This is a genomic window from Mycobacterium sp. (genome assembly GCF_035623875.1).
Lineage (GTDB): Bacteria > Actinomycetota > Actinomycetes > Mycobacteriales > Mycobacteriaceae > Mycobacterium.
In genome coordinates this window covers 1-20096 of record NZ_DASPSP010000159.1, presented here as the reverse complement: position 1 = coordinate 20096, position 20096 = coordinate 1, and the positions used below count along the sequence as shown (strand labels likewise).

Sequence of the window (20096 nt, the reverse complement as noted above, 5' to 3'; positions counted from 1 at the left end):
AATACTGAGCTTTGCGTCTTCTGTCTAGACATATGATGTGATTTTGTAAACCAGGCCTAGGGCGACGCGAGATCCAATCTTGCGGCCTCCTCGGCGGCCCCGGCCTCCCGGCTGGCCAGCACCGAGTGCCGACGCCCATAGCCGAGGTAGATGGCGACGCCGGCGACCATCCAGACGCCGAATCGGATCCAGGTCAACACGGTCAGGTTGATCATCAGCCAGAGGCACGCGCACACCGAGGCGATCGGCAGCAGCGGCACCCAGGGTGCGCGGAACCCGCGCGGCAGGTCGGGCCGGGTGCGGCGCAAGACGATCACGCCGGCCGACACCAGGACGAAGGCGAACAACGTCCCGACGTTGACCATCTCTTCGAGTTTGGCCATCGGGAACACCGACGCCGTCAGCGCCACCAGCAGTGCCACCAACCCGGTGATCCGCACCGGGGTGCCGCGCGCGCCGGTCTTGGCCAGTTGCCGCGGCAACAACCCGTCGCGGGCCATCGCGAACAGCACCCGGCATTGTCCGAGCAACAGCACCATCACCACCGTGGTCAGCCCGGCCAGCGCCCCGATGGAGATGATGCCGGATGCCCAGCGCACGCCGTTGATCGCGAACGCGGTGGCCAGGTTGGCATGACGGCCGTCGCTGGTGCTCGTCAGGTCGGTATAGGGAACCATGCCGGACAACACGATCGACACCGCGACATAAAGAACGGTCACGATGCCCAACGTCGCGAGGATTCCCCGAGGGACGTCGCGTTGCGGGTGCTTGGTCTCCTCGGCCATGGTGGCGACGATGTCGAACCCGATGAACGCGAAGAACACGATCGACGCGCCCGCCAGCACCCCGTACCAGCCGTAATGGCTGCTGTGCGCGCCGGTGAGCCACGACAACACCGACTGATCGATACCGGTGCCGGCGTGGTCGGCCTGGGCCGGCGGAATGAACGGTGAATAGTTCGCCGTCTTGATGTAGAACGCGCCGACAATCACCACCAGCAGCACCACCGACACCTTGATCGCGGTGACCACCACAGAAAAGTGCGACGACACCTTGGTGCCCAGCGCGAGCAGGGTGGCCACCAGCGCGACGATCAGCAGCGCACCCCAGTCGAGATTGAAAGACCCCAAAGTGACTGCACCGCTGGGTAATACGAAAACCGTGTCGAGGTAGCTCGACCACCCCTTGGCAACGACTGCGCCACCGATCGCCAGCTCCAGCACCAGGTTCCAGCCGATGGTCCAGGCCAAAAACTCACCAAAAGTCGCGTAGGAAAACGTGTAGGCGCTGCCTGCCACCGGCAGCGTCGAGGCGAACTCCGCATAGCACAACGCCGCCAACCCGCAGGTGATCGCGGCGATGAGAAACGAGATCCAGATCGCCGGCCCGGTGACGTCACCGGCGGTCTGCGCGGTGACGGTGAAGATGCCGGCTCCGATCACCACCGAAACCCCGAAGACGGCCAGATGCCACCAGCTGAGGTCCTTGCGCAGCTGGGTGCCCGGCTCGTCGGTGTCGGCGATCGACTGTTCGACCGACTTGGTGCGCCAGCGACCGGCCATGCACCGGGACAGTACCGAGTACTGTGCGGTAATGCGCGGGGAGAGCACAACGGGGCATGCTGTCGTTGTTGGGGCCAGCATCGCGGGGTTGTGCGCGGCTCGGGTGTTGTCGGATTTCTACGACCGAGTCACGGTGTTCGAACGCGACGAGCTCCCGAGTACACCCGTAAACCGCACGGCGGTCCCCCAGGGCCGACACGTTCACCTCCTGATGGCCCGTGGCGCGGCCGAATTCGATGCGCTGTTCCCCGGTCTCCTCGACGACATGGTGGCAGCCGGGGTGCCGAAACTGGAAAACCGGCCGGACTGCATCTACTTCGGCGCGGCCGGTCACGTGCTGGGCACCGGGCAGACGCTGCGTGACGAGTTCACCGCCTACGTGCCGAGCCGCCCGCATCTGGAATGGCAGATCCGGCGCCGGGCCCTGGATATCGCCAACGTCGAAGTCCAGCAGCGTTCGGTGCGCGAACCGCGCTTCGAGGTCGGCGCCCAGCAGGTGACCGGGGTGTTGGTGGATTCCGGCGACATCGACGAGCCCGAGTTCGTCGCCGCCGATCTCGTTATCGACGCGGCCGGGCGCGGCACCAGGTTGCCGGTGTGGCTGGAGCAATGGGGATACCAGCGGCCTCGCGAAGACGTGGTCGACGTGGGCATCGGCTATGCGTCGCATCAGTTTCGGCTTCCCGAGGGCCTGATCCGGGAAAGGGTGATCGTTGCCGGCGCGTCCCGTGAACAGCCGTTGGGGCTGGGCATGTTGGGTTACGAGGACGGCCTCTGGGTCATCACTACCTTCGGCGTGGCCAAAGTCAAACCGCCACAATCCTTTTCCGAGATGGTCGGGCTCGCCGAGAAGCTGCTGCCCGACCGACTCCACGCCGCGCTCGAACACGCCGAACCCGTCGGCGAAGTGGCCTTCCACCGTTTTCCGGCCAGCCGGTGGCGCCGCTACGACAAGCTGGAGCGGTTTCCGGCGGGGATCGTGCCGTTCGGGGACGCGGTGGCCAGCTTCGACCCCACCTTCGGGCAGGGCATGACGATGACCTCGCTGCAGGCCGGTCATCTGCGCCGAGCGCTAGCTGATGGCCCGGACCTGGAGCGGAAAGTAAATCGCGCGACCGCCAAGACCACCTTCCCGGTGTGGACGATGAACGCGATCGGCGATCTCAATTTCCACCATGCGAGTGGGTCGGCGCCCTGGTGGTACCGCCCGGTGGGCAATCTGTTCGACCAGTTCCTGGGCGCCGCCGAGACGGATACCGTTCTCGCCGAATGGTTTTTGCGCAGGTTTTCCCTGCTGGACAGCCTCTACATGATCCCGACGCCAACGCTGATCGTCCGCGCCACTCGGCATAACTTCCGGCTGTGGCTCGGCGAGCGTCGGCAAGCCGGATGCGACCGCCAGCGGGTCACCCGGTCGGCGGCGCTGGGCTGATCACAGGCCGACGGTGGCCCGAAATATCTTGGTCGGTTCGTGAGCGATCAGCCGGATGGGCCCGTCGTCGGCAGCCACCCAGGCGGCAGCGCCCCGAGTGAGCTTCACTGCTCCGGATTTTCCGGACACGGTCGTCGAACCCTCGGTGCACAACAGGATCTGCGGACCCTGATAGGCACCGTGGCGCGACGGCGCGTCGACTTCATGACCGAGCTGGTCCTCACCGAGGGTCAGCATCGACGCGGCGAATTCGTCGGTGGGGGTGTCATAGATCAGCCCGAGTCCGTCGCGGTGCGTTGGCGCGCGAAGTTGAGCCTCGGGGGTGGGGGTGAAATTCAGCACCCGTAACAGCTCCGGAACGTCGACGTGTTTGGGAGTCAGACCACCGCGTAACACGTTGTCGGAGTTGGCCATTACTTCCAGCCCGACACCGCGCAGGTAGGCGTGCAGGTTTCCGGCCGACAAAAAGATCCCTTCGCCAGGGCTGAGAGTTATCCGGTTGAGCAGCAACGCGGCCAGCACACCGGCATCGCCCGGATAGCGTTCGCCCAACTCCAGCACCGTCTTGGCTTCGGCCGCGAATTCCCTTGCCCCGCAACTGACATAGTGGATAGCACCATCCAGTACAGCGGCCACCAGCACGTCGATGTCGGGCTGTGGTGCGGTGATCCAGGTAGTGAACAACGCGCGCAGGCCGTCGGCATCGGACTGGTCGTTCAACAAATCGATGTATGGATCCAGGTCGGACACCGCCAGGGCGCGCAGAAGTTCGATGGTCCCGGCTGCGGGCCGGAATCCGGCCAGCGCCTCGAACTGCTGCAGCGCCACCAACAGCTCGGGCTTGTGGCTGGCGTCGCGGTAGTTGCGCACCGGCGACGTCGCCGGAATACCGAGCCGTTCCTCGCGTAAGTAACCCTCGGCCGCTTGCTCGGCGCTCGGATGCGCCTGCAGCGACAGTGGTTCGTCGGCGGCCAGCACTTTGACCAAAAACGGGAGCACATCGCCGAACCGGGCGCGGGTCACCGAGCCGAGTTGCCCTTCCGGGTCGGCGAGCACCGCCTGCAGCAGCGAGATTTCGCCATCAGGGTTTTCCAGCCAGGCCGGATCGCCCGGGTTAGCACCGAGCCAGAGCTCCGCTTCCGGGTGGGCTGCCGGAACAGGCCGCCCGGTGAATTCGGCGATGGCCGTCCGCGATCCCCAGGCGTACGTCCGTATCGCTCCGCGTAGCAACTGCACTGTCTACTTATCCCCGAATTATCCCCGAACCAACCGCAAATAAACCGCCGCCATCTCCAGCCGGACAGCCAATATAGCCAGTTGCTGCTCAGCCCGCTGCGAACCGACCGGCGCTGAGTTGCCATCCGGCCCTTCAGGCACATCCTCCGCGCCGACGATGTCGACGTCGTCGAGCTGAGCGACCCGAGAGGCCACGACCGTGCGCTCGGCATCCAACGTCAATGCCAACACCCGCAGCCGCTCGGCGACCGGTCCGTCGATCTCCTCGTCCTGAAACAACGCCTCCACCGGGTCGACGAACCCAGAGTTTGCGACCGCGCGCAGCGCCACCAAGGCGTCGGTGAGCCCGGTGGCGGCGGCTAGCTGATGCGCGATCCGCAGCAGAACAGAACACCCGTGCCTGGCCAGCGCCAGGGTCGCGGCACAGTCCCCGGCCAGCACGACGCGGCGCCGCGACATCCGCTCGACCAACGCCTTGGCCGGGTTGGTGAACATTTCGCGACTGGCGCTGTTGCGCAACGCCTCCGCGTCCAGCTCGTCGGCCAGCGCGTACAGGTCCACGCCCAGCTTGGCATCGACGCTTTGCAAGGCAGCCAGCCCGGCGGCCAGATACCGGCACAGCCCGAACTCGTCGAGAACCGGCAGCCGCGGCTCCATAACCGCCACCCGGCCGGCCGTGGTATCCCGCAGCGGGCCCTCGTAGGGCGCCGCGACGACGACCCGTGCACCGCGGCGCACTCCGCTGGCGGCGGCGCCGACCAGCGCCGGATCGCCGGGGTCGTCGCCGGCCACGATCAGCACGTCGAGCGCGCCGATCCACGGCGGCGCCTCGGCGGCGACCACGATGGGCGCGGCCGCCCAACTGCCCAACGTCGCGGCCAGCATGGTGCCTGCGGTCTCAGCGGTGCCTCGCCCGGCAACCCAGATCACCGTGCGCGGACGGTCATCACCGCGCACCGCGTCCAGAGCACCCTCGTCGAGCGCGGCCGCGGCCGCACGCACCTGCGCACCCGCCGTCGACGCCGCCCGCAGCAGCCCGTCGCGATCGGCGGCCAGCAGGCCTTCGGTGTCGTCGAGGTCGATCGTGGCCTGGGTGGCGTTCACGTCGCGGCCTTCGCCTGACCTACGGCCTGCCCGCTGGCCCGCTGGCGAATTTTGCTGGTAACCTGCTCGACCACCGCTTCCACGTCCTCGACGCAACGTCCTTCCACATTCAGCCGCAACAGCGGCTCGGTGTTGGAGGTGCGCAGGTTAAACCAGCTGCCCTCACCGAGGTCCACCGTCACCCCGTCCAGATGGTCGATGGATTGAATCCGGCCGCTGAAGGATTTCAGCACCGCGTCTACGCAGGACGCCGCGTCGGCCACGGTGAAGTTGATCTCGCCGGACGACTCGTAGCGCTGGTAGTCGGCGGTCAGCTCCGACAGCGGCCGCTGCTGCTCGCCGAGCGCCGCCAGCACGTACAACGCAGCCAGCATTCCTGAGTCGGCACCCCAGAAGTCGCGGAAATAATAATGCGCCGAGTGCTCACCGCCGAAGATCGCACCGGTGTCAGCCATCAGTGCCTTGATGTAGGAGTGCCCGACCCGTGAGCGCACCGGTGTGCCGCCGCGCTCGACCACCAACTCCGGCACTGCGCGGGACGTGATCAGGTTGTGGATCACGGTCGCACCGATTTCCCGGCCGAGCTCGCGGGCGGCGACCAGAGCGGTCACCGTCGACGGCGACACCGGCCGGCCGCGCTCGTCGACCACGAAGCACCGGTCGGCATCGCCGTCGAAGGCCAGCCCTATATCGGCACCGACGGCGCCGACGTACTTCTGCAGGTCGGCCAAGTTCGCCGGGTCCAGCGGGTTGGCCTCGTGGTTGGGGAACGAACCGTCGAGCTCGAAGTACAACGGCAACAGCGTGATCGACCCGATCGGACCCAGGACCGCGGGTGCGGTATGGCCGGCCATCCCATTGCCCGCGTCGACGGCCACCCGCAGTGGGCGCAGCCCAGAGGTGTTGACCAACGAGCGCAGGAAGGCTCCGTAGTCGGCCAGCACATCTTGGTCGCCGACGGTTCCGGCGCGACCGTCGTAAGCAGGAACGCCGGCGATCACGTCGTCACGGATGGCGGTCAATCCGGTCTCTGCACCGACGGGTTTGGCGCCCGCCCGGCACATCTTGATGCCGTTATAGGCGGCCGGGTTGTGGCTCGCGGTGAACATCGCACCGGGGCAGTCCAGCAGCCCGGAGGCGAAATAGAGCTGGTCGGTCGAAGCCAGACCGATGCGGACCACATCGAGGCCCTGGGCGGTGACTCCGGCCCCGAAGGCGGCGGCCAACGAGGGCGAACTGTCCCGCATGTCGTAGCCGACGACGACTTGCCGCGCGTCCTCGTCACGCATCAATCTGGCGAACGCGGCGCCGACATCGGTGACCAGCGACTCGTTGATCTCCTCGCCGACCAGACCTCGCACGTCGTATGCCTTGATCACGCGGTGAACAGCCGCGGCGGACCGAGACATAACAGGGCTCTCCTGACGGTGGGGACGCTTCGTCGTCAGCCTAGCCCGGCGAGGTTACTAGTCAGTGGGGTCGGGCAATACCCGGAGATGGCCGCGTCGGCGTCCGGTTCCGGCGGGGCGCTGCCCGGCCTGGGCCAGCACACCAGCAGAGGGTGCCGCCGTCGGTGCACCGCCATGCTGGCCGCCGAAATCGTGAAATCCGTTGACCGGCGGACCGCCAGCGACGGCGTCGCAACCCTCGCGCACGGCTTCGGCCAGCGCGATCAGATCGTCCTCGTCGGGGTTGGCGGCCAGCGGGCCGGAGTGACGGACGAGTTCCCAGCCGCGCGGCGCGGTGATGCGACCGGCGTGGCTGACGCACAGATCCCAGGAGTGCGGGTCGCGTGAGGTTGCCAGCGGGCCGATCACCGCCGTCGAGTCCGAGTAGACGAACGTCAGTGTCGCCACCGCATAATGCGGACACCCGGGTCGGCAACAGCGACGCGGAACGTTCACGATCGTGAGGCTATCGTGCGAGAACGTCCCCGCAGCGCCGGACACGCGCATTCGCCCGAGCCACGATGTCCAACCGTTACCATCGCCGGGTGAGCGATTCCCGCAGCTCCCGCCGCGACGGCCGGCCGGCGCCCAGACGGGTCTCGCGCCGCGGCCGCGAGATGCGCGGGCCGTTGCTGCCGCCGACGGTGCCCGGCTGGCGCAGCCGCGCCGAGCGCTTCGACATGGCCGTGCTCGAGGCCTATGAGCCCATCGAGCGGCGCTGGCAGGAGCGGTTGTCGGGGCTCGACGTGGCGGTCGACGAGATCCCACGGATCTCGGCGAAGGATCCCGACAGCGTGCAGTGGCCGCCGGAAGTGGTTGCCGACGGGCCGATCGCGCTGGCCCGGTTGATCAGCGCCGGCGTCGACGTGCGCGGCAGCGCTACCCGAGCGCGAGTTGTGTTGTTCCGCAAGCCAATTGAGCGGCGCGCAAAGGATACGGTCGAACTCGCCGAATTGCTGCACGAAATCCTGGTGGCCCAAGTCGCCACCTATCTGGACGTCGAGCCCTCGGTGATCGACCCGACGATCGACGACGATTAACCGAGCTGATTGCCCGGCTCCTCCTCGGGCCGCTGCACGGCCCGCATCGTCACCGGGCGGCCGACTGCGTCAGATGATTCCGCGTTTGAGGCGGCGGCGTTCCCGCTCGGACAGGCCGCCCCAAATGCCGAACCGCTCGTCGTGAGCTAAGGCGTAGTCGAGGCATTCGGCCCGGACCTCGCAGCCCAGGCAGATTTTCTTGGCCTCACGGGTGGAGCCGCCCTTTTCGGGAAAGAACGCCTCGGGGTCCGTTTGTGCGCACAACGCGCGGTCTTGCCACTGGTCGGTGGTGACCGGTGCAGACTCAAAGACTTCGACCGCATCGGGAACCAAACTCAAATGGGGCCTTGACGTTATCCCTGTTATCGGCGAGCCGGTAGTGGTGTGCGGTGTGCCTCCCATTAGGCCCCGAAGGTGCTCATAGGACATGCTCCGCCTCCTCACCTGGTTTCGTTGATCGTGAACTCACCACTGTTTTGATGTGCGGCCATCTCGATTCGAACAAATGATCGAATATCGGTTTGCGGCACCGAATCCGGCCGGCCAACCGAAATGACACTGATGTGATTACACACGGGTGAGTTGCGCTTTGCAAGCCATTCGAAGGAATTCCATACCATCTCGTGACCATTTTTTTGCGACACTGCAGCCATTGCCGCCACGGCGTGTCGCTCACACCCCCCTGCCGGGCCGCTACCGCGACGGTTCGAGCCGCCTCTCGCCGGGCGTACTGTCGTGCGGTGTGAAGGTCACGGTTCTGGTCGGCGGGGTTGGCGGCGCCCGCTTTCTGCTTGGTGTGCAACAGCTGCTCGGCCTGGGCCAGTTTGCCTCCGCGCCTGAATCTGCCGACGATCACGAGCTGACCGCGGTCGTCAACATCGGCGACGATGCCTGGATGCACGGCGTGCGCATCTGTCCCGATCTGGACACCTGCATGTACACCCTGGGCGGCGGCGTCGACCTGCGGCGCGGCTGGGGCCATCGCGACGAAACCTGGCACGCCAAGGAAGAACTGGCCCGCTACGGCGTGCAACCTGACTGGTTCGAGCTCGGCGACCGCGATTTGGCTACCCATTTGGTGCGCAGCCAGATGTTGCGGGCCGGCTATCCGCTGTCGCAAGTCACCGCGGCGCTGTGCGACCGCTGGCAACCGGGAGCCAGGCTGCTGCCTGCCAGTGACGACCGCTGCGAAACCCACGTCGTCATAACCGATCCCGTCGACGACAGTCAACGCGCGATCCACTTTCAGGAATGGTGGGTGCGCTACCGGGCGCAGGTGCCGACGCACAGCTTTGCGTTCATCGGTGCTGAAAAAGCCCATGCCCCAGCTGAAGTCACCGAGGCCATCGCAGACGCCGACATCGTTCTGTTGGCACCGTCAAATCCGGTGGTTAGTGTTGGCGCGATCCTGGCCATCCCCGGCATCCGGGGAGCACTGCGGTCGACCAACGCGCCCATCGTAGGCTACTCCCCCATCATCGGAGGAAAGCCGTTGCGCGGCATGGCAGATGCATGCCTGAAAGTGATCGGCGTGGCGTCTACCGCCGAAGCGGTGGGGCAACACTATGGCGCGCGGGTAGGCACCGGCATCTTGGACTGCTGGCTGATCCACGAGGGCGACCATGCCGAAATCGACGGGGTTGCAGTGCAGTCGGTACCGCTGCTGATGACGGATCCGAAGGCGACGGCCGAGATGGTGAGCGCCGGCCTGAACCTCGCGGGTGTGGCAGCATGACGGCGCCGGCGACGACGCAGTGGGGGCACCCCCAGCCGCGCAGCGGCGAGGGGACGTAGCGATGAAGAGGAGCGGCGCATCGTGACACCCACCACGCCGCCGGCCGGCGGCGAGCACGGCACCGCGTCAGCGGTTGAAATCCTGCCCGTTACCGGGTTGCCCGAATTCCGGCCCGGCGACGACCTGAGCGCGGGAATCGCCGCCGCGGCGCCCTGGCTGCGCGACGGCGACGTGCTGGTGGTCACCAGCAAGGTGGTGTCCAAATGCGAAGGCCGGCTGGTGGACGCACCCGACGACCCCGAGGCACGAGACGCGCTGCGGCGCAAGCTCGTCGACACAGAAGCCGTTCGAGTGCTGGCCCGCAAAGGGCGCACGCTGATCACCGAGAACAAGCTGGGCGTGGTCCAGGCCGCGTCCGGCGTCGACGGCTCCAACGTCGGTGCGGACGAATTAGCGCTGCTGCCTGTCGATCCCGACGCCAGCGCGGCGGCCCTGCGGGCCGGGCTGCGCCAACGGCTGGGAGTGACCGTCGGCGTCGTGGTCACCGACACCATGGGCCGCGCGTGGCGCAACGGTCAGACCGACGCTGCCGTCGGCGCGGCCGGTCTGGCCGTGCTGCACAACTACGCGGGTGCCGTCGACCGGCACGGTAACGAATTGGTGGTCACCGAGATCGCGATTGCCGACGAGATCGCCGCCGCGGCCGATCTGGTCAAGGGCAAGTTGACCGCGATACCGGTGGCCGTTGTGCGCGGGCTGCCCGGTGGCGTCGTGGCCGACACCGGCGATACGGCGCGCCATCTGGTGCGGCCCGGCACCGAGGACCTGTTTTGGCTGGGCACCGCCGAAGCCCTGGAGCTGGGCCGCCAGCAGGCGCAGCTGCTGCGCCGCTCGGTGCGCCAGTTCGCCGATAAGCCGGTGCCGCCGCAGGCGATCGAGGCCGCTGTCGCGGAGGCACTCACCGCGCCGGCCCCCCACCACACCCGGCCGGTGCGCTTCGCCTGGCTGCAGACACCTGCGACTCGGATCCGACTGCTGGACCGGATGCGGGACAAGTGGCGGTCGGACCTGTCCGGTGACGGCAGGCCGGCCGATGCTGTCGAGCGACGAGTGGCACGCGGCCAGATCCTTTACGACGCACCGGAAGTCGTGATTCCGATGCTCGTGCCCGACGGTGCGCACGATTACCCCGACGCCGCCCGCAACGACGCCGAGCACACCATGTTCACCGTCGCGGTGGGCGCTGCCGTACAGGCGCTACTGGTGGCGCTGGCCGTGCGCGGGGTGGGCAGCTGCTGGATCGGCTCGACGATCTTCGCCGCCGATCTGGTCCGCGACGAGCTTGGGCTGCCCGGCGACTGGGAACCGTTGGGCGCCATCGCGATTGGCTATCCATCCGAGCCGTTGGCGGAACCGCGGGAGCCGGTGCAAGTCACCGATCTGCTGGTGCGCAAGTGAACGTTCGTCAGTCGGCGATTGCGTTGCTGCGCGAGTGGGAGGCGCCGAACCGGGAGCAGGACTCCCTGCGTCACGCCGTGTTGGCGTTTCTGGATGCGCGCGATGACGCCTGCCTTCGCGAATGCGTGCCCGGACATGTCACCGCCTCGGCGTTGGTGCTCGACGATTCCGGCGGCCAGGTCCTGCTCACGTTGCATCCGCGGCTGGGCCGCTGGGTGCAATTGGGCGGGCATTGTGACGACGACGACGGCGACATTGTCGCGGCAGCGCTACGGGAGGCCACCGAGGAATCCGGCGTAGCCGACCTGCGCATCTCCCCCGGCCTTGCCGCGGTGCACGTCCACCCGGTTACCTGCTCGCTCGGAGTGCCGACCCGCCACCTCGATCTGCAGTTCGTGGCCCACGCCCCGGCCGGGGCCCAGATCGCGATCAGCGACGAATCGGTGGACCTGCGTTGGTGGCCGACCCACGCGCTGCCCGACGGGTCCGACGAGGCGTTGGCATACCTGGTCGCCCGCGCGGCTCACACGTCGGACGAGTAGCGGATACCGCCGTCGGGAATCGAGACGCCGGGCCACACCCGCGCGCCCCGCAGCAACTCGCAACGCGCGCCGATGTCGGCGCCGTCGCCGATAACGCCGTCGCGGATCAGCGCCCGCGGACCGATGCGGGCACCGAAGCCGATAATCGACCGCTCGATCACGCTGCCCGCCTCAACCTTGACGCCGTCGAAGATCACCGCGCCGTCCAACCGGGCGCCGGGGCCGATCTCCGCACCCCGGCCCACGACCGTGCCGCCGATCAGCAACGCGCCGGGCGACACCGCCGCGCCGTCGTGCACCAATTGCTCACCCCGGTGGCCATGCAGAGCCGGCGACGGGGCGATGCCGCGGACCAGATCCGCCGATCCGCGGACGAAGTCTTCCGGCGTGCCCATGTCTCGCCAGTAGCTGGCATCGACGTAGCCGTACACACTGATGTCGCCGTCGGAGAGCAGCGCAGGGAACACTTCACGTTCGACCGAGACCTCGCGGCCGCGGGGAATCCGGTCGATGATCGCGCGTGAGAACACATAGCAGCCGGCGTTGATCTGATCGGTCGGCGGATCCTCCGTCTTCTCCAAAAACGCTGTAACACGGCCATTTTCGGTCGGCACGCACCCGAATGCCCGCGGGTCACCGACCCGAACCAGATGCAAGGTGAGGTCGGCGTGCCGTTCGTGGTGGTAGTCCAGCAGTTGCCCCAGATCGGCTCCGGACAGCACGTCGCCGTTGAAGACCATGACGGTGCCATGGCGCAGATGGCCGGCGACGTTGGCGATACCGCCGCCAGTACCGAGCGGATGTTCCTCGGTCACGTACTCGATATGCAGACCCAGCTTCGACCCATCACCGAACTCCGCCTCAAACACCGCCGGCTTGTAGGAGGTACCGAGGATCACGTGCTCGATACCGGCGGCGGCGATCCTGGAGAGCAGGTGGGTAAGGAACGGCAACCCGGCGATGGGCAGCATCGGCTTGGGCACCGACAGTGTCAGTGGCCGCAGCCGGGTGCCCTTGCCGCCGACCAGGACAACCGCGTCGACTTCCGCGTGTGCCACCGTCACCGCCGCCCTTCTGACCGCCGAGCGCCGCGCACCATCAGCCGCGAGCGCACGGCCAACCCGCCCCGCATGGCCCAGCGCAGCGGCGCGTGCCGCCAGCCAGCATGCCGGTCGGCCAGATAGAGGTAGGTGCTTTTGTGGTGGGCCGCCAGGTTGGGCGCCGACTCGCGTCCGGTGGCGTGGCCCTTGTGATGCAGCACCTCGGACGTCGGCACATAGACATTGAGCCAACCGGCCTTGCCCAACCGGTCGCCCAGGTCGACATCCTCCATGTACATGAAGTAGCGCTCGTCGAAGCCGCCGATCTGCTCGAAGGCCGCGCGGCGTACCAGCAGGCACGACCCCGACAGCCAGCCCACCGGCCGTTCGCTGGGTTTCAGCCGCTCCTGGCGGTAGGCCGTCGACCACGGATTGTTCTTCCACAGCGGTCCGACGACCGCGTGCAGGCCGCCGCGGATCAGGCTGGGCAGATGGCGCGCCGAGGGATACACCGAGCCGTCCGGGTCGTGGATCAGCGGGCCCAGCGTCGCCGCACGCGGCCACCGCGCGGCAGCGTCCAACAGCGCGTCGATGCTGCCCGGCCCCCACTGCACATCCGGGTTGGCCACCACGACCCATTCGTCGGCATCTCCTAAGTGCGCGATCGCGCGATTCACCGCGCTGCCGTAGCCGAGGTTGGACCCGGTCGAGAACAGCCGAACGCCCGGGTAGCGCTCTACCGCGGCCTGCGGCGCCCCGTCGGTGGAGCCGTTGTCGGCCATCAGCACGCTGACTGGTCGCTCGGTCGCATGCGACAGCGACGCTAAAAACCGGTCCAGATGCGGGCCCGGCGAGTAGGTCACCGTCACGACCGGCAGGACGTCACTCACGCGTTGAGGGTAACGGTCCCGCACTGAGCGCCGCGGACAGCGCCTCGGCGAGCGCGTCTTGCCATGGACGCAGCGGCGTCAACCCCGCCTGCTCCGACTGTCGACCGGACAGCACCGAATACGGCGGCCTCGCCGCCGGCCGCGGGCTGTACGCGCTGCTGACCGGCAGCACCCGCTCCGGGTCGGCCCCGACGCCCTCGAACACCGCACGGGCCTGGCCGAAACGGGACACCTCGCCCGCGTTCGCGGCGTGCACGATGCGCGCGTGCACCCGCCCGTCGGCCACCTCGAGCAGCGCGCCGACCAGATCGGCGACGTAGGTCGGCGATCCGGTCTGGTCATCGACCACCTCGAGGATGCCGTTGCCGGCGGCCAGCCTGCGCATGGTGGCAACGAAGTCCTTGCCGCTTCCGCCGGTGTAGACCCAGGCAGTGCGTACCACCACGGCCTCCGGCAACGCCGCCAGCACCGCCTGTTCGCCGGCGAGTTTGGTCCGCCCGTACACGCTCAGCGGCGCGGTCTCGTCGTCGGGCTCGTAGGGGTGCGGAGCTGCGCCGCCGAAGTCGCCGCTGAACACGTAGTCGGTGGAGATGTGGATCAGTCGCGCGTCGGCGCGCGCGCAGGCCTGGGCGATGTGCTCGGGGCCGGCCGCATTGACCGCGTATGCCCGCTCCTCATCGCCCTCGGCGCCGTCCACATTGGTGTAGGCCGCACAGTTGATCACCACGTCGCCGGTCTGCACGATCTCGGCTGCGGCCTGCGAATCGGTGATGTCCCACTGCGACGACGTCAGCGCCAGCACGTCGCGTCCCCGACGAACTGCCTCGGCCGCCAAACAGCTGCCGACTTGCCCGCCGGCACCGGCGATCACGATCCTGTCGGGCACGGTCACAAGTCTGGCACGCCGAGCCGGAGCTACCAACGATACCAATGTGACGCAAGTAATCTATTGTGATGCCTGCGCAACGCGTGACTCGTGTGATTGCAACCGTGGCGGCCGTGCTGGTAGTGCTCGTTACCGGGGTGGCATGGAGCAAGGTCCGCTCATTCGAGGACGGCATCTACCACGTCTTCGCGCCGTCACTGGGTCACGGCGGCGACGACGGCGCGATCGACATCCTGCTGGTCGGCATGGACAGCCGCACCGATGCCCACGGCAATCCGCTGAGCACCGAAGAACTGGCCAGTCTGCGGGCCGGGGACGAGGTAGCCACCAACACCGACACCATCATCCTGGTGCGCATCCCCAACAACGGGAAATCGGCGACCGCCATCTCGATTCCACGCGACACCTACGTTTCCGCGCCCGGGCTGGGCAAGACCAAAATCAACGGCGTCTACGGCCAGACGAGGGAAGAGAAGCGAGTCAGCCTCGTCAAATCCGGCGTCGCGCCCGCCGAGGCCGAGGCGGAGGGAACCGAGGCCGGCCGTGAGGCGCTGATCAAGACGGTCGCCGACCTCACCGGTGTCACCGTCGACCACTACGCCGAGATCGGGCTGCTGGGCTTCTCGTTGATCACCGACGCCCTCGGCGGTGTCAACGTATGCCTCAAAGAGCCTGTGTTCGAACCACTTTCAGGCGCCGATTTTCCCGCGGGCTGGCAGAAGCTCAACGGCCCACATGCGCTCAGCTTTGTCCGCCAGCGCCATCACCTGCCCCGCGGCGACCTGGACCGGGTGGTGCGCCAGCAGGTGGTGATGGCCTCGCTGGCCCACCAGGTGATCTCCGGCAAGACGTTGTCGAGCCCGGCGACGATGAACCGGCTGCAGCGGGCCATCCAGCGCTCGGTGGTGCTGTCATCCGGTTGGGACATCATGGATTTCGTGAATCAGCTGCAGAAGCTCGCCGCCGGCAAGATCGCTTTCGCCACCATCCCGGTGCTCGACGAGTCCGGTTGGAGCGACGACGGCATGCACAGCGTCGTGCGGGTCGACCCTCATCAGGTCCAAGACTGGGTCGCGGGCCTGCTGCACGATCAGGCGCAGGGCAAGACCGAGGAGCTGGCCTACACGCCCAACAAGACCACCGCCAACGTGCTCAACGACACTGATATCAACGGGCTCGCTGCGTCAGTGTCAGAAGTGTTGACCTCCAGAGGATTTACCGCAGGCATGGTGGGTAACAACGATGCCGCCCACGTGGCCGGCAGCCAGGTGCAAGCCGCCAAGGCTGACGACCTGGGCGCTCAAGCGGTGGCCAAAGATCTCGGCGGCCTGCCCGTCATCGCTAATCCATCGGTCCCGCCGGGATCGGTTCGGGTGGTGCTGGCCAACGACTACACCGGCCCGGGCGCGGGCTTGAGCGACGGTCCCACCGCGGTGTCGGCCGGCTCGTCGGACTCCGGCCCGGCCGACAACAACGCTCCCCCGCCCTCGCCGATCCTGACTGCCGGCTCCGAGCACCCCGAGTGCGTCAACTGACGTGACCGTGCCGGCGACGATGCAGAGCGAAGCGATGAGGAGGAGCAGCACTTGTGACGACGCTCAGCGGAGCGGTGCTGGACCCGATGCTGCGCGCCGACCCGGTCGGCCCGCGGATCACCTACTACGACGACGCCACCGGCGAACGCATCGAGCTGTCCGCGGTGACACTGGCCAACTGGGCGGCCAAGACCGGCAACCTGTTGCGCGACGAGTTGGGCGCCGGACCGGCTAGCCGGGTCGCGGTGTTGCTACCGGCCCATTGGCAGACGGCGGCGGTGTTGTTCGGGGTGTGGTGGATCGGCGCGGAGGTGGTGCTTTGCGGCGCAGAGGCCGACGTCGCGTTGTGTACCGGGCCCCGGCTCGACGAGGCTGACGCCACCGGCGCCGGCGAGGTGGCAGTGCTGTCGCTGGACCCGTTCGGCCGGCCGGCAGCCGATCTGCCGGTCGGTGTCACCGATTACGCGACCGCGGTGCGGGTCCACGGCGACCAGATCGTCGCCGAGCGCATTCCCGGGCCGGCCTTGGCCGGCCGGTCGGTCGACGAGGTGCTGGCAGCCTGCCAAAAATCCTCCACCGCAAGGGGTTTGACAGCCAGCGACCGGGTGCTCTCGACGGCATCCTGGGATGGGCCCGACGACGTGATCGAGGGTCTGCTGGCGGTGCTGGCGGTCGGCGGGTCGCTGGTGCAGGTAGCCAACCCGGATCCGGCCGCGCTACCTCGACGGATCGAAACCGAGAAAGTCACCCGCGTCTTTGGCTCCTGAGGCATTGTTTCGGGGCCGAGGAGATACGACCCGCTTCCCCCAAATACATATTGGTATCGCAATATTTCTATGTTAGGTTGGCGGCACGGCGACAAAGGAAGGGTATACGGATGTTGGTGCATGGGCTATTGGGCAGGGCGGCCGGCACGGTGGTAACCGGTCTGGTCGGGGTCAGCGCGTACGAAGTCCTGCGCAAGGCCGTGGCCAAGGCTCCACTGCACGACGCCGCCGTGACCGCGACGGAGTGGGGACTGCGCGGAACCCGCCGCGCCGAGGAAGCAGCCGAGTCAGCCCGGCTGAAGCTGGCCGATGTGGTGGCCGAAGCCCGCGAACGCATCGGTGAGGAGGCGCAGCCTCCGGCTATCGGCAACCACGATCACGAGCACTGACGTGCGCGTTGTTTCGGACGCGGCCGGGCGGATGCGGGTGCAGGTCCCCTGGGTGCGTTCGAATTGCCGGCGCGCAGTCGCGGTGGAAGAGGCGGTGGATCGGCAGAACGGGGTGCGGGCCGTGCACGCCTATCCCCACACCGGTTCCGTCGTCGTCTGGTACTCGCCCAGGCGCTGCGATCGGGAGGCGGTGCTGGCGGCGATCACGTCAGCCGAACACGTTGCCGCCGAGCTGATCCCGGCTCGCACACCGCGGTCGTCCGACGTCCGCAACACCGAGGTGCTGCGCATGGTGATCGGCGGCGCGGCGCTGGCCTTGCTCGGAGTGCGCCGCTATGTCTTCAAACGACCGCCGCTGCTGGGCCCGAGCGGCCAGCTGGTCGCAACCGGCGCGACGGTATTCATGGGCTATCCGTTCCTTCGCGGCGCGTTGCGCTCACTGCGGTCCGGACGCGCCGGCACCGATGCGCTGGTGACCGCGGCGACCGTGGCCAGCCTGGTGCTGCGCGAGAACGTGGTCGCGCTCACCGTGCTGTGGCTGCTGAATATCGGTGAATACCTTCAGGATTTGACGTTGCGACGGACCCGGCGGGCCATCTCGGATCTGCTGCGCGGCACCGCCGACACGGCATGGATTCGTGTTGACGGCAACGAAGTACAGGTCCCGATCGATTCCATCCAGATCGGCGACGACGTGGTGGTCCACGACCACGTGGCGATACCGGTCGACGGCGACGTGGTCGACGGTGAGGCGATTGTCGACCAGTCCGCAATCACCGGTGAAACGCTGCCGGTCAGCATCGTTGCCGGATCGACAGTGCACGCCGGTTCTGTGGTGCTGCGCGGGCGCCTGGTGGTTCGCGCTCGCGCCGTCGGCAACGAAACCGCGATCGGCCGCATCATCGCACGCGTCGAAGAAGCGCACCACGATCGGGCACCGATCCAGACCGTCGGCGAGAACTTCTCCCGCCGCTTCGTGCCAATCTCGTTCATCGTGTCCGCGATCACCCTGGCGATCACCGGAGACGTCCGGCGTGCGATGACCATGCTGCTGATCGCCTGCCCGTGCGCCGTGGGCCTGGCAACGCCGACCGCAATCAGCGCGGCGATCGGCAACGGCGCACGCCGCGGCATCCTGATCAAGGGCGGGTCGCACCTCGAGCAGGCCGGACGGGTAGACGCGATTGTCTTCGACAAGACCGGCACGCTTACCGTCGGACGTCCGGTTGTTACGAATATCATTGCACTACACAATGATTGGCAGCCGGAGCAGGTGCTTGCTTATGCGGCCAGCTCGGAGCTGCATTCCCGCCACCCACTGGCCGAGGCCGTGATCCGCTCGACCGAGGAACGCCGCATCATCATTCCGCCGCACGAGGAGTGCGAGGTGCTGGTCGGACTTGGCATGCGGACCTGGGCCGATGGACGGACGCTGCTGCTGGGCAGCCCGTCGCTGCTGCGCTCGGAGAAGGTCAGGGTTTCGAAAAAGGCAGCGGACTGGGTCGACAAGCTCCGCCGTCAGGCCGAGACCCCGTTGCTGCTCGCGGTGGACGGCAAGCTGGTCGGGCTGATCAGCCTGTGCGACGAAGTCCGGCCCGAAGCGCTCGATGTGCTGAAGAAGCTGCGCGCCAACGGAATCCGCCGGGTCGTGATGCTCACCGGTGATCACCCCGACATCGCCACGGTGGTTGCCGGCGAGCTGGGCATCGACGAGTGGCGTGCCGAGGTACTGCCCGAGGACAAACTCGAAGTGGTACGCCAACTTCAGGACGAGGGTTATGTCGTCGGCATGGTCGGCGACGGCATCAACGACGCACCGGCGCTGGCGGCCGCCAACATCGGGATCGCCATGGGCCTGGCCGGCACCGACGTCGCGGTGGAAACGGCCGATGTCGCCTTGGCCAACGACGATTTGAACCGCCTGCTCGACGTCGGCGATTTGGGTGCCCGCGCGGTCGAGGTCATCCGCCAGAACTACGGCATGTCGATCGCGGTCAACGCCGCCGGGCTGTTGATCGGCGCCGGCGGTGCGTTGTCGCCGGTGCTCGCAGCCATCCTGCACAACGCGTCGTCGGTGGCCGTCGTCGCCAACAGCTCGCGGTTGATTCGGTACCGCTTGGACTGAGCGACGTGCGACAATGTCGCACGTAAGGCGATGACGATGTAGGAAGCCGGTGTGAATCCGGCGCGGTCCCGCCACTGTCATCGGGGAGCGACCCTCAAACGCCACGGCAGCGAGCTGGAAGGCGAGGCGAGCAGCGATCCGAGAGCCAGGACACTCGCGTCGTCGCATCCTGCTACCCGGGGCGGTCGACCCCGAGAGAGCTGTTGAACGTCCATGGCTCGTCAGCTTTTCGACGGCGGCACCTGCATCTCCCTCGGCGGCGGCGAAACTGCTAGCGTCCGCCCACGCGACGAGACGCCGCGGCGGGTTTCAGCAGCCGCAGTCCTCGCCGCGCCATGACTTGACGCCTTGCCAGATTGCCACAGCGGCGATGCCCAGGCCGATTACCGGATCGAACCACCAGGAGCGCGGCCAGCCGGCAGTGACCGCAAGACCAACCAGAACTGCGGCGGCCTGCGTACCGCACAAGTAGTTCTGAGTGCTTTCGCCCGCGGTAGCCGCTGAGCCCAGATGCACAGCGAGTACTCGTTTCGCCCGACCCAGGATCGGCATCAGGATCAGCGACGCCGCCGTCAACGCCATACCAATCACCGAAATGTCAGCGTGGTGTTCATCAAAAAGGTGATGTACGGACTCCGCAGCGATATACGGCGCCGTCAGCCAAAACGACACCGCAACACCGCGCTGAGCGCGCCGTTCCGCCGTTTCGGACAATGTGCGCAAGCCAGAGAACCGCCATGCCACCATGGCACTGGCCAGGGCCTCAGGCATGCTGCCCAGTGCCCACCCGGTCAGCGCGATCGAGGCGACCGCCAGGCCTTGCCATAGCCCAATCACGCCCTCGGCGAGCATCGCGGCCATGCTGACCCACGCCAGCAACAGTGCCCACCGCGCACGACGATGCCAG

The 20096-nt window shown here is 67.4% G+C and carries 19 protein-coding genes and 1 riboswitch; of the genes, 9 read left to right on the top strand and 10 right to left on the bottom strand.

The features are described from left to right. Positions 1 to 56: 56 nt before the first annotated feature. A complete protein-coding gene (locus VEI45_RS12855; RefSeq protein ID WP_324853699.1) occupies positions 57 to 1562 on the bottom strand; it encodes an amino acid permease in 1506 nt (501 codons plus the stop codon). Between the two features lie 31 nt (positions 1563 to 1593). Between VEI45_RS12855 and VEI45_RS12850 the strand changes: the two genes are divergently transcribed. Beyond that, positions 1594 to 2994, top strand: a complete 1401-nt coding sequence (locus VEI45_RS12850) for an oxidoreductase (protein WP_324853697.1) — start codon at positions 1594 to 1596, stop codon at positions 2992 to 2994. Here VEI45_RS12850 and manA read toward each other — a convergent pair whose 3' ends face one another. From manA to VEI45_RS12830, 4 genes are read right to left on the bottom strand one after another with little or no spacing between them, the layout of a single operon-like run. Then, positions 2995 to 4230 carry a mannose-6-phosphate isomerase, class I gene (manA, locus tag VEI45_RS12845; RefSeq protein WP_324853695.1) on the bottom strand — a complete coding sequence of 412 codons (1236 nt, stop codon included), beginning with the start codon at positions 4228 to 4230 and terminating at the stop codon, positions 2995 to 2997. It abuts the gene before it with no gap. Positions 4231 to 4248: 18 nt separating this feature from the next. Next, positions 4249 to 5334 (bottom strand): TobH protein, encoded by a 1086-nt coding sequence (locus VEI45_RS12840; protein ID WP_324853693.1) that lies wholly within the window; start codon positions 5332 to 5334, stop codon positions 4249 to 4251. After that, positions 5331 to 6743: a phosphomannomutase/phosphoglucomutase gene (locus tag VEI45_RS12835; RefSeq protein ID WP_324853692.1), complete on the bottom strand. Its 1413-nt coding sequence runs from the start codon at positions 6741 to 6743 to the stop codon at positions 5331 to 5333. The genes VEI45_RS12840 and VEI45_RS12835 overlap by 4 nt, the downstream gene beginning before the upstream one ends. Before the next feature lie 57 nt (positions 6744 to 6800). Beyond that, positions 6801 to 7238, bottom strand: coding sequence for a DUF3499 domain-containing protein (locus VEI45_RS12830; RefSeq protein WP_324853690.1), 438 nt, complete (start codon positions 7236 to 7238; stop codon positions 6801 to 6803). Positions 7239 to 7399: 161 nt separating this feature from the next. On the opposite strand from VEI45_RS12830, the gene VEI45_RS12825 reads away from it, so the two are divergent. Then, a complete protein-coding gene (locus VEI45_RS12825; RefSeq protein WP_324853743.1) occupies positions 7400 to 7822 on the top strand; it encodes a metallopeptidase family protein in 423 nt (140 codons plus the stop codon). A 69-nt stretch (positions 7823 to 7891) separates the two neighbouring features. Here VEI45_RS12825 and VEI45_RS12820 read toward each other — a convergent pair whose 3' ends face one another. After that, positions 7892 to 8251: a WhiB family transcriptional regulator gene (locus VEI45_RS12820; protein ID WP_414687468.1), complete on the bottom strand. Its 360-nt coding sequence runs from the start codon at positions 8249 to 8251 to the stop codon at positions 7892 to 7894. Between the two features lie 313 nt (positions 8252 to 8564). On the opposite strand from VEI45_RS12820, the gene cofD reads away from it, so the two are divergent. The 3 genes from cofD (at position 8565) to VEI45_RS12805 (ending at position 11557) form a co-directional block, all read left to right on the top strand. Then, positions 8565 to 9557 (top strand): 2-phospho-L-lactate transferase, encoded by a 993-nt coding sequence (cofD, locus tag VEI45_RS12815; protein ID WP_324853688.1) that lies wholly within the window; start codon positions 8565 to 8567, stop codon positions 9555 to 9557. Between the two features lie 81 nt (positions 9558 to 9638). Beyond that, complete coding sequence (locus tag VEI45_RS12810; RefSeq protein ID WP_324853686.1) at positions 9639 to 11015, top strand: coenzyme F420-0:L-glutamate ligase; 1377 nt, start codon at positions 9639 to 9641, stop codon at positions 11013 to 11015. Then, positions 11012 to 11557 carry an NUDIX domain-containing protein gene (locus tag VEI45_RS12805; protein WP_324853684.1) on the top strand — a complete coding sequence of 182 codons (546 nt, stop codon included), beginning with the start codon at positions 11012 to 11014 and terminating at the stop codon, positions 11555 to 11557. The genes VEI45_RS12810 and VEI45_RS12805 overlap by 4 nt, the downstream gene beginning before the upstream one ends. Here the strand turns inward: VEI45_RS12805 and VEI45_RS12800 are convergent. Genes VEI45_RS12800 through rfbD form a run of 3 tightly spaced genes read right to left on the bottom strand, consistent with a single transcriptional unit; the run spans position 11539 to position 14373 of the window. Then, on the bottom strand, positions 11539 to 12615 hold the full coding sequence (locus VEI45_RS12800) for an NDP-sugar synthase (RefSeq protein ID WP_324853739.1): 1077 nt from the start codon (positions 12613 to 12615) through the stop codon (positions 11539 to 11541). The two genes, VEI45_RS12805 and VEI45_RS12800, sit on opposite strands and share 19 nt — an antisense overlap. 2 nt (positions 12616 to 12617) lie before the next feature. Further along, positions 12618 to 13487: a glycosyltransferase family 2 protein gene (locus VEI45_RS12795; RefSeq protein WP_324853682.1), complete on the bottom strand. Its 870-nt coding sequence runs from the start codon at positions 13485 to 13487 to the stop codon at positions 12618 to 12620. Then, complete coding sequence (rfbD, locus tag VEI45_RS12790) at positions 13480 to 14373, bottom strand: dTDP-4-dehydrorhamnose reductase (protein WP_324853680.1); 894 nt, start codon at positions 14371 to 14373, stop codon at positions 13480 to 13482. Before rfbD ends, VEI45_RS12795 begins: the two co-directional genes overlap by 8 nt. 68 nt (positions 14374 to 14441) lie before the next feature. On the opposite strand from rfbD, the gene VEI45_RS12785 reads away from it, so the two are divergent. From VEI45_RS12785 to ctpC, 4 genes are all read left to right on the top strand, one after another. Further along, positions 14442 to 15908: an LCP family protein gene (locus tag VEI45_RS12785; protein WP_324853678.1), complete on the top strand. Its 1467-nt coding sequence runs from the start codon at positions 14442 to 14444 to the stop codon at positions 15906 to 15908. A gap of 86 nt (positions 15909 to 15994) precedes the next feature. Then, positions 15995 to 16675: a TIGR03089 family protein gene (locus VEI45_RS12780; protein WP_324853737.1), complete on the top strand. Its 681-nt coding sequence runs from the start codon at positions 15995 to 15997 to the stop codon at positions 16673 to 16675. Positions 16676 to 16785: 110 nt separating this feature from the next. After that, the gene (locus VEI45_RS12775; RefSeq protein ID WP_324853675.1) at positions 16786 to 17064 is read left to right on the top strand and encodes a DUF1490 family protein; all 279 of its coding nucleotides are present in this window, start codon (positions 16786 to 16788) and stop codon (positions 17062 to 17064) included. A gap of 31 nt (positions 17065 to 17095) precedes the next feature. After that, positions 17096 to 19189: a manganese-exporting P-type ATPase CtpC gene (gene ctpC / locus VEI45_RS12770; RefSeq protein WP_324853735.1), complete on the top strand. Its 2094-nt coding sequence runs from the start codon at positions 17096 to 17098 to the stop codon at positions 19187 to 19189. Further along, positions 19186 to 19365: riboswitch (cobalamin riboswitch) on the top strand. It overlaps the preceding gene by 4 nt. Before the next feature lie 133 nt (positions 19366 to 19498). Here ctpC and VEI45_RS12765 read toward each other — a convergent pair. Beyond that, positions 19499 to 20096: hypothetical protein (locus tag VEI45_RS12765; RefSeq protein ID WP_414687467.1), on the bottom strand; the 598-nt coding region annotated here is incomplete at its 5' end.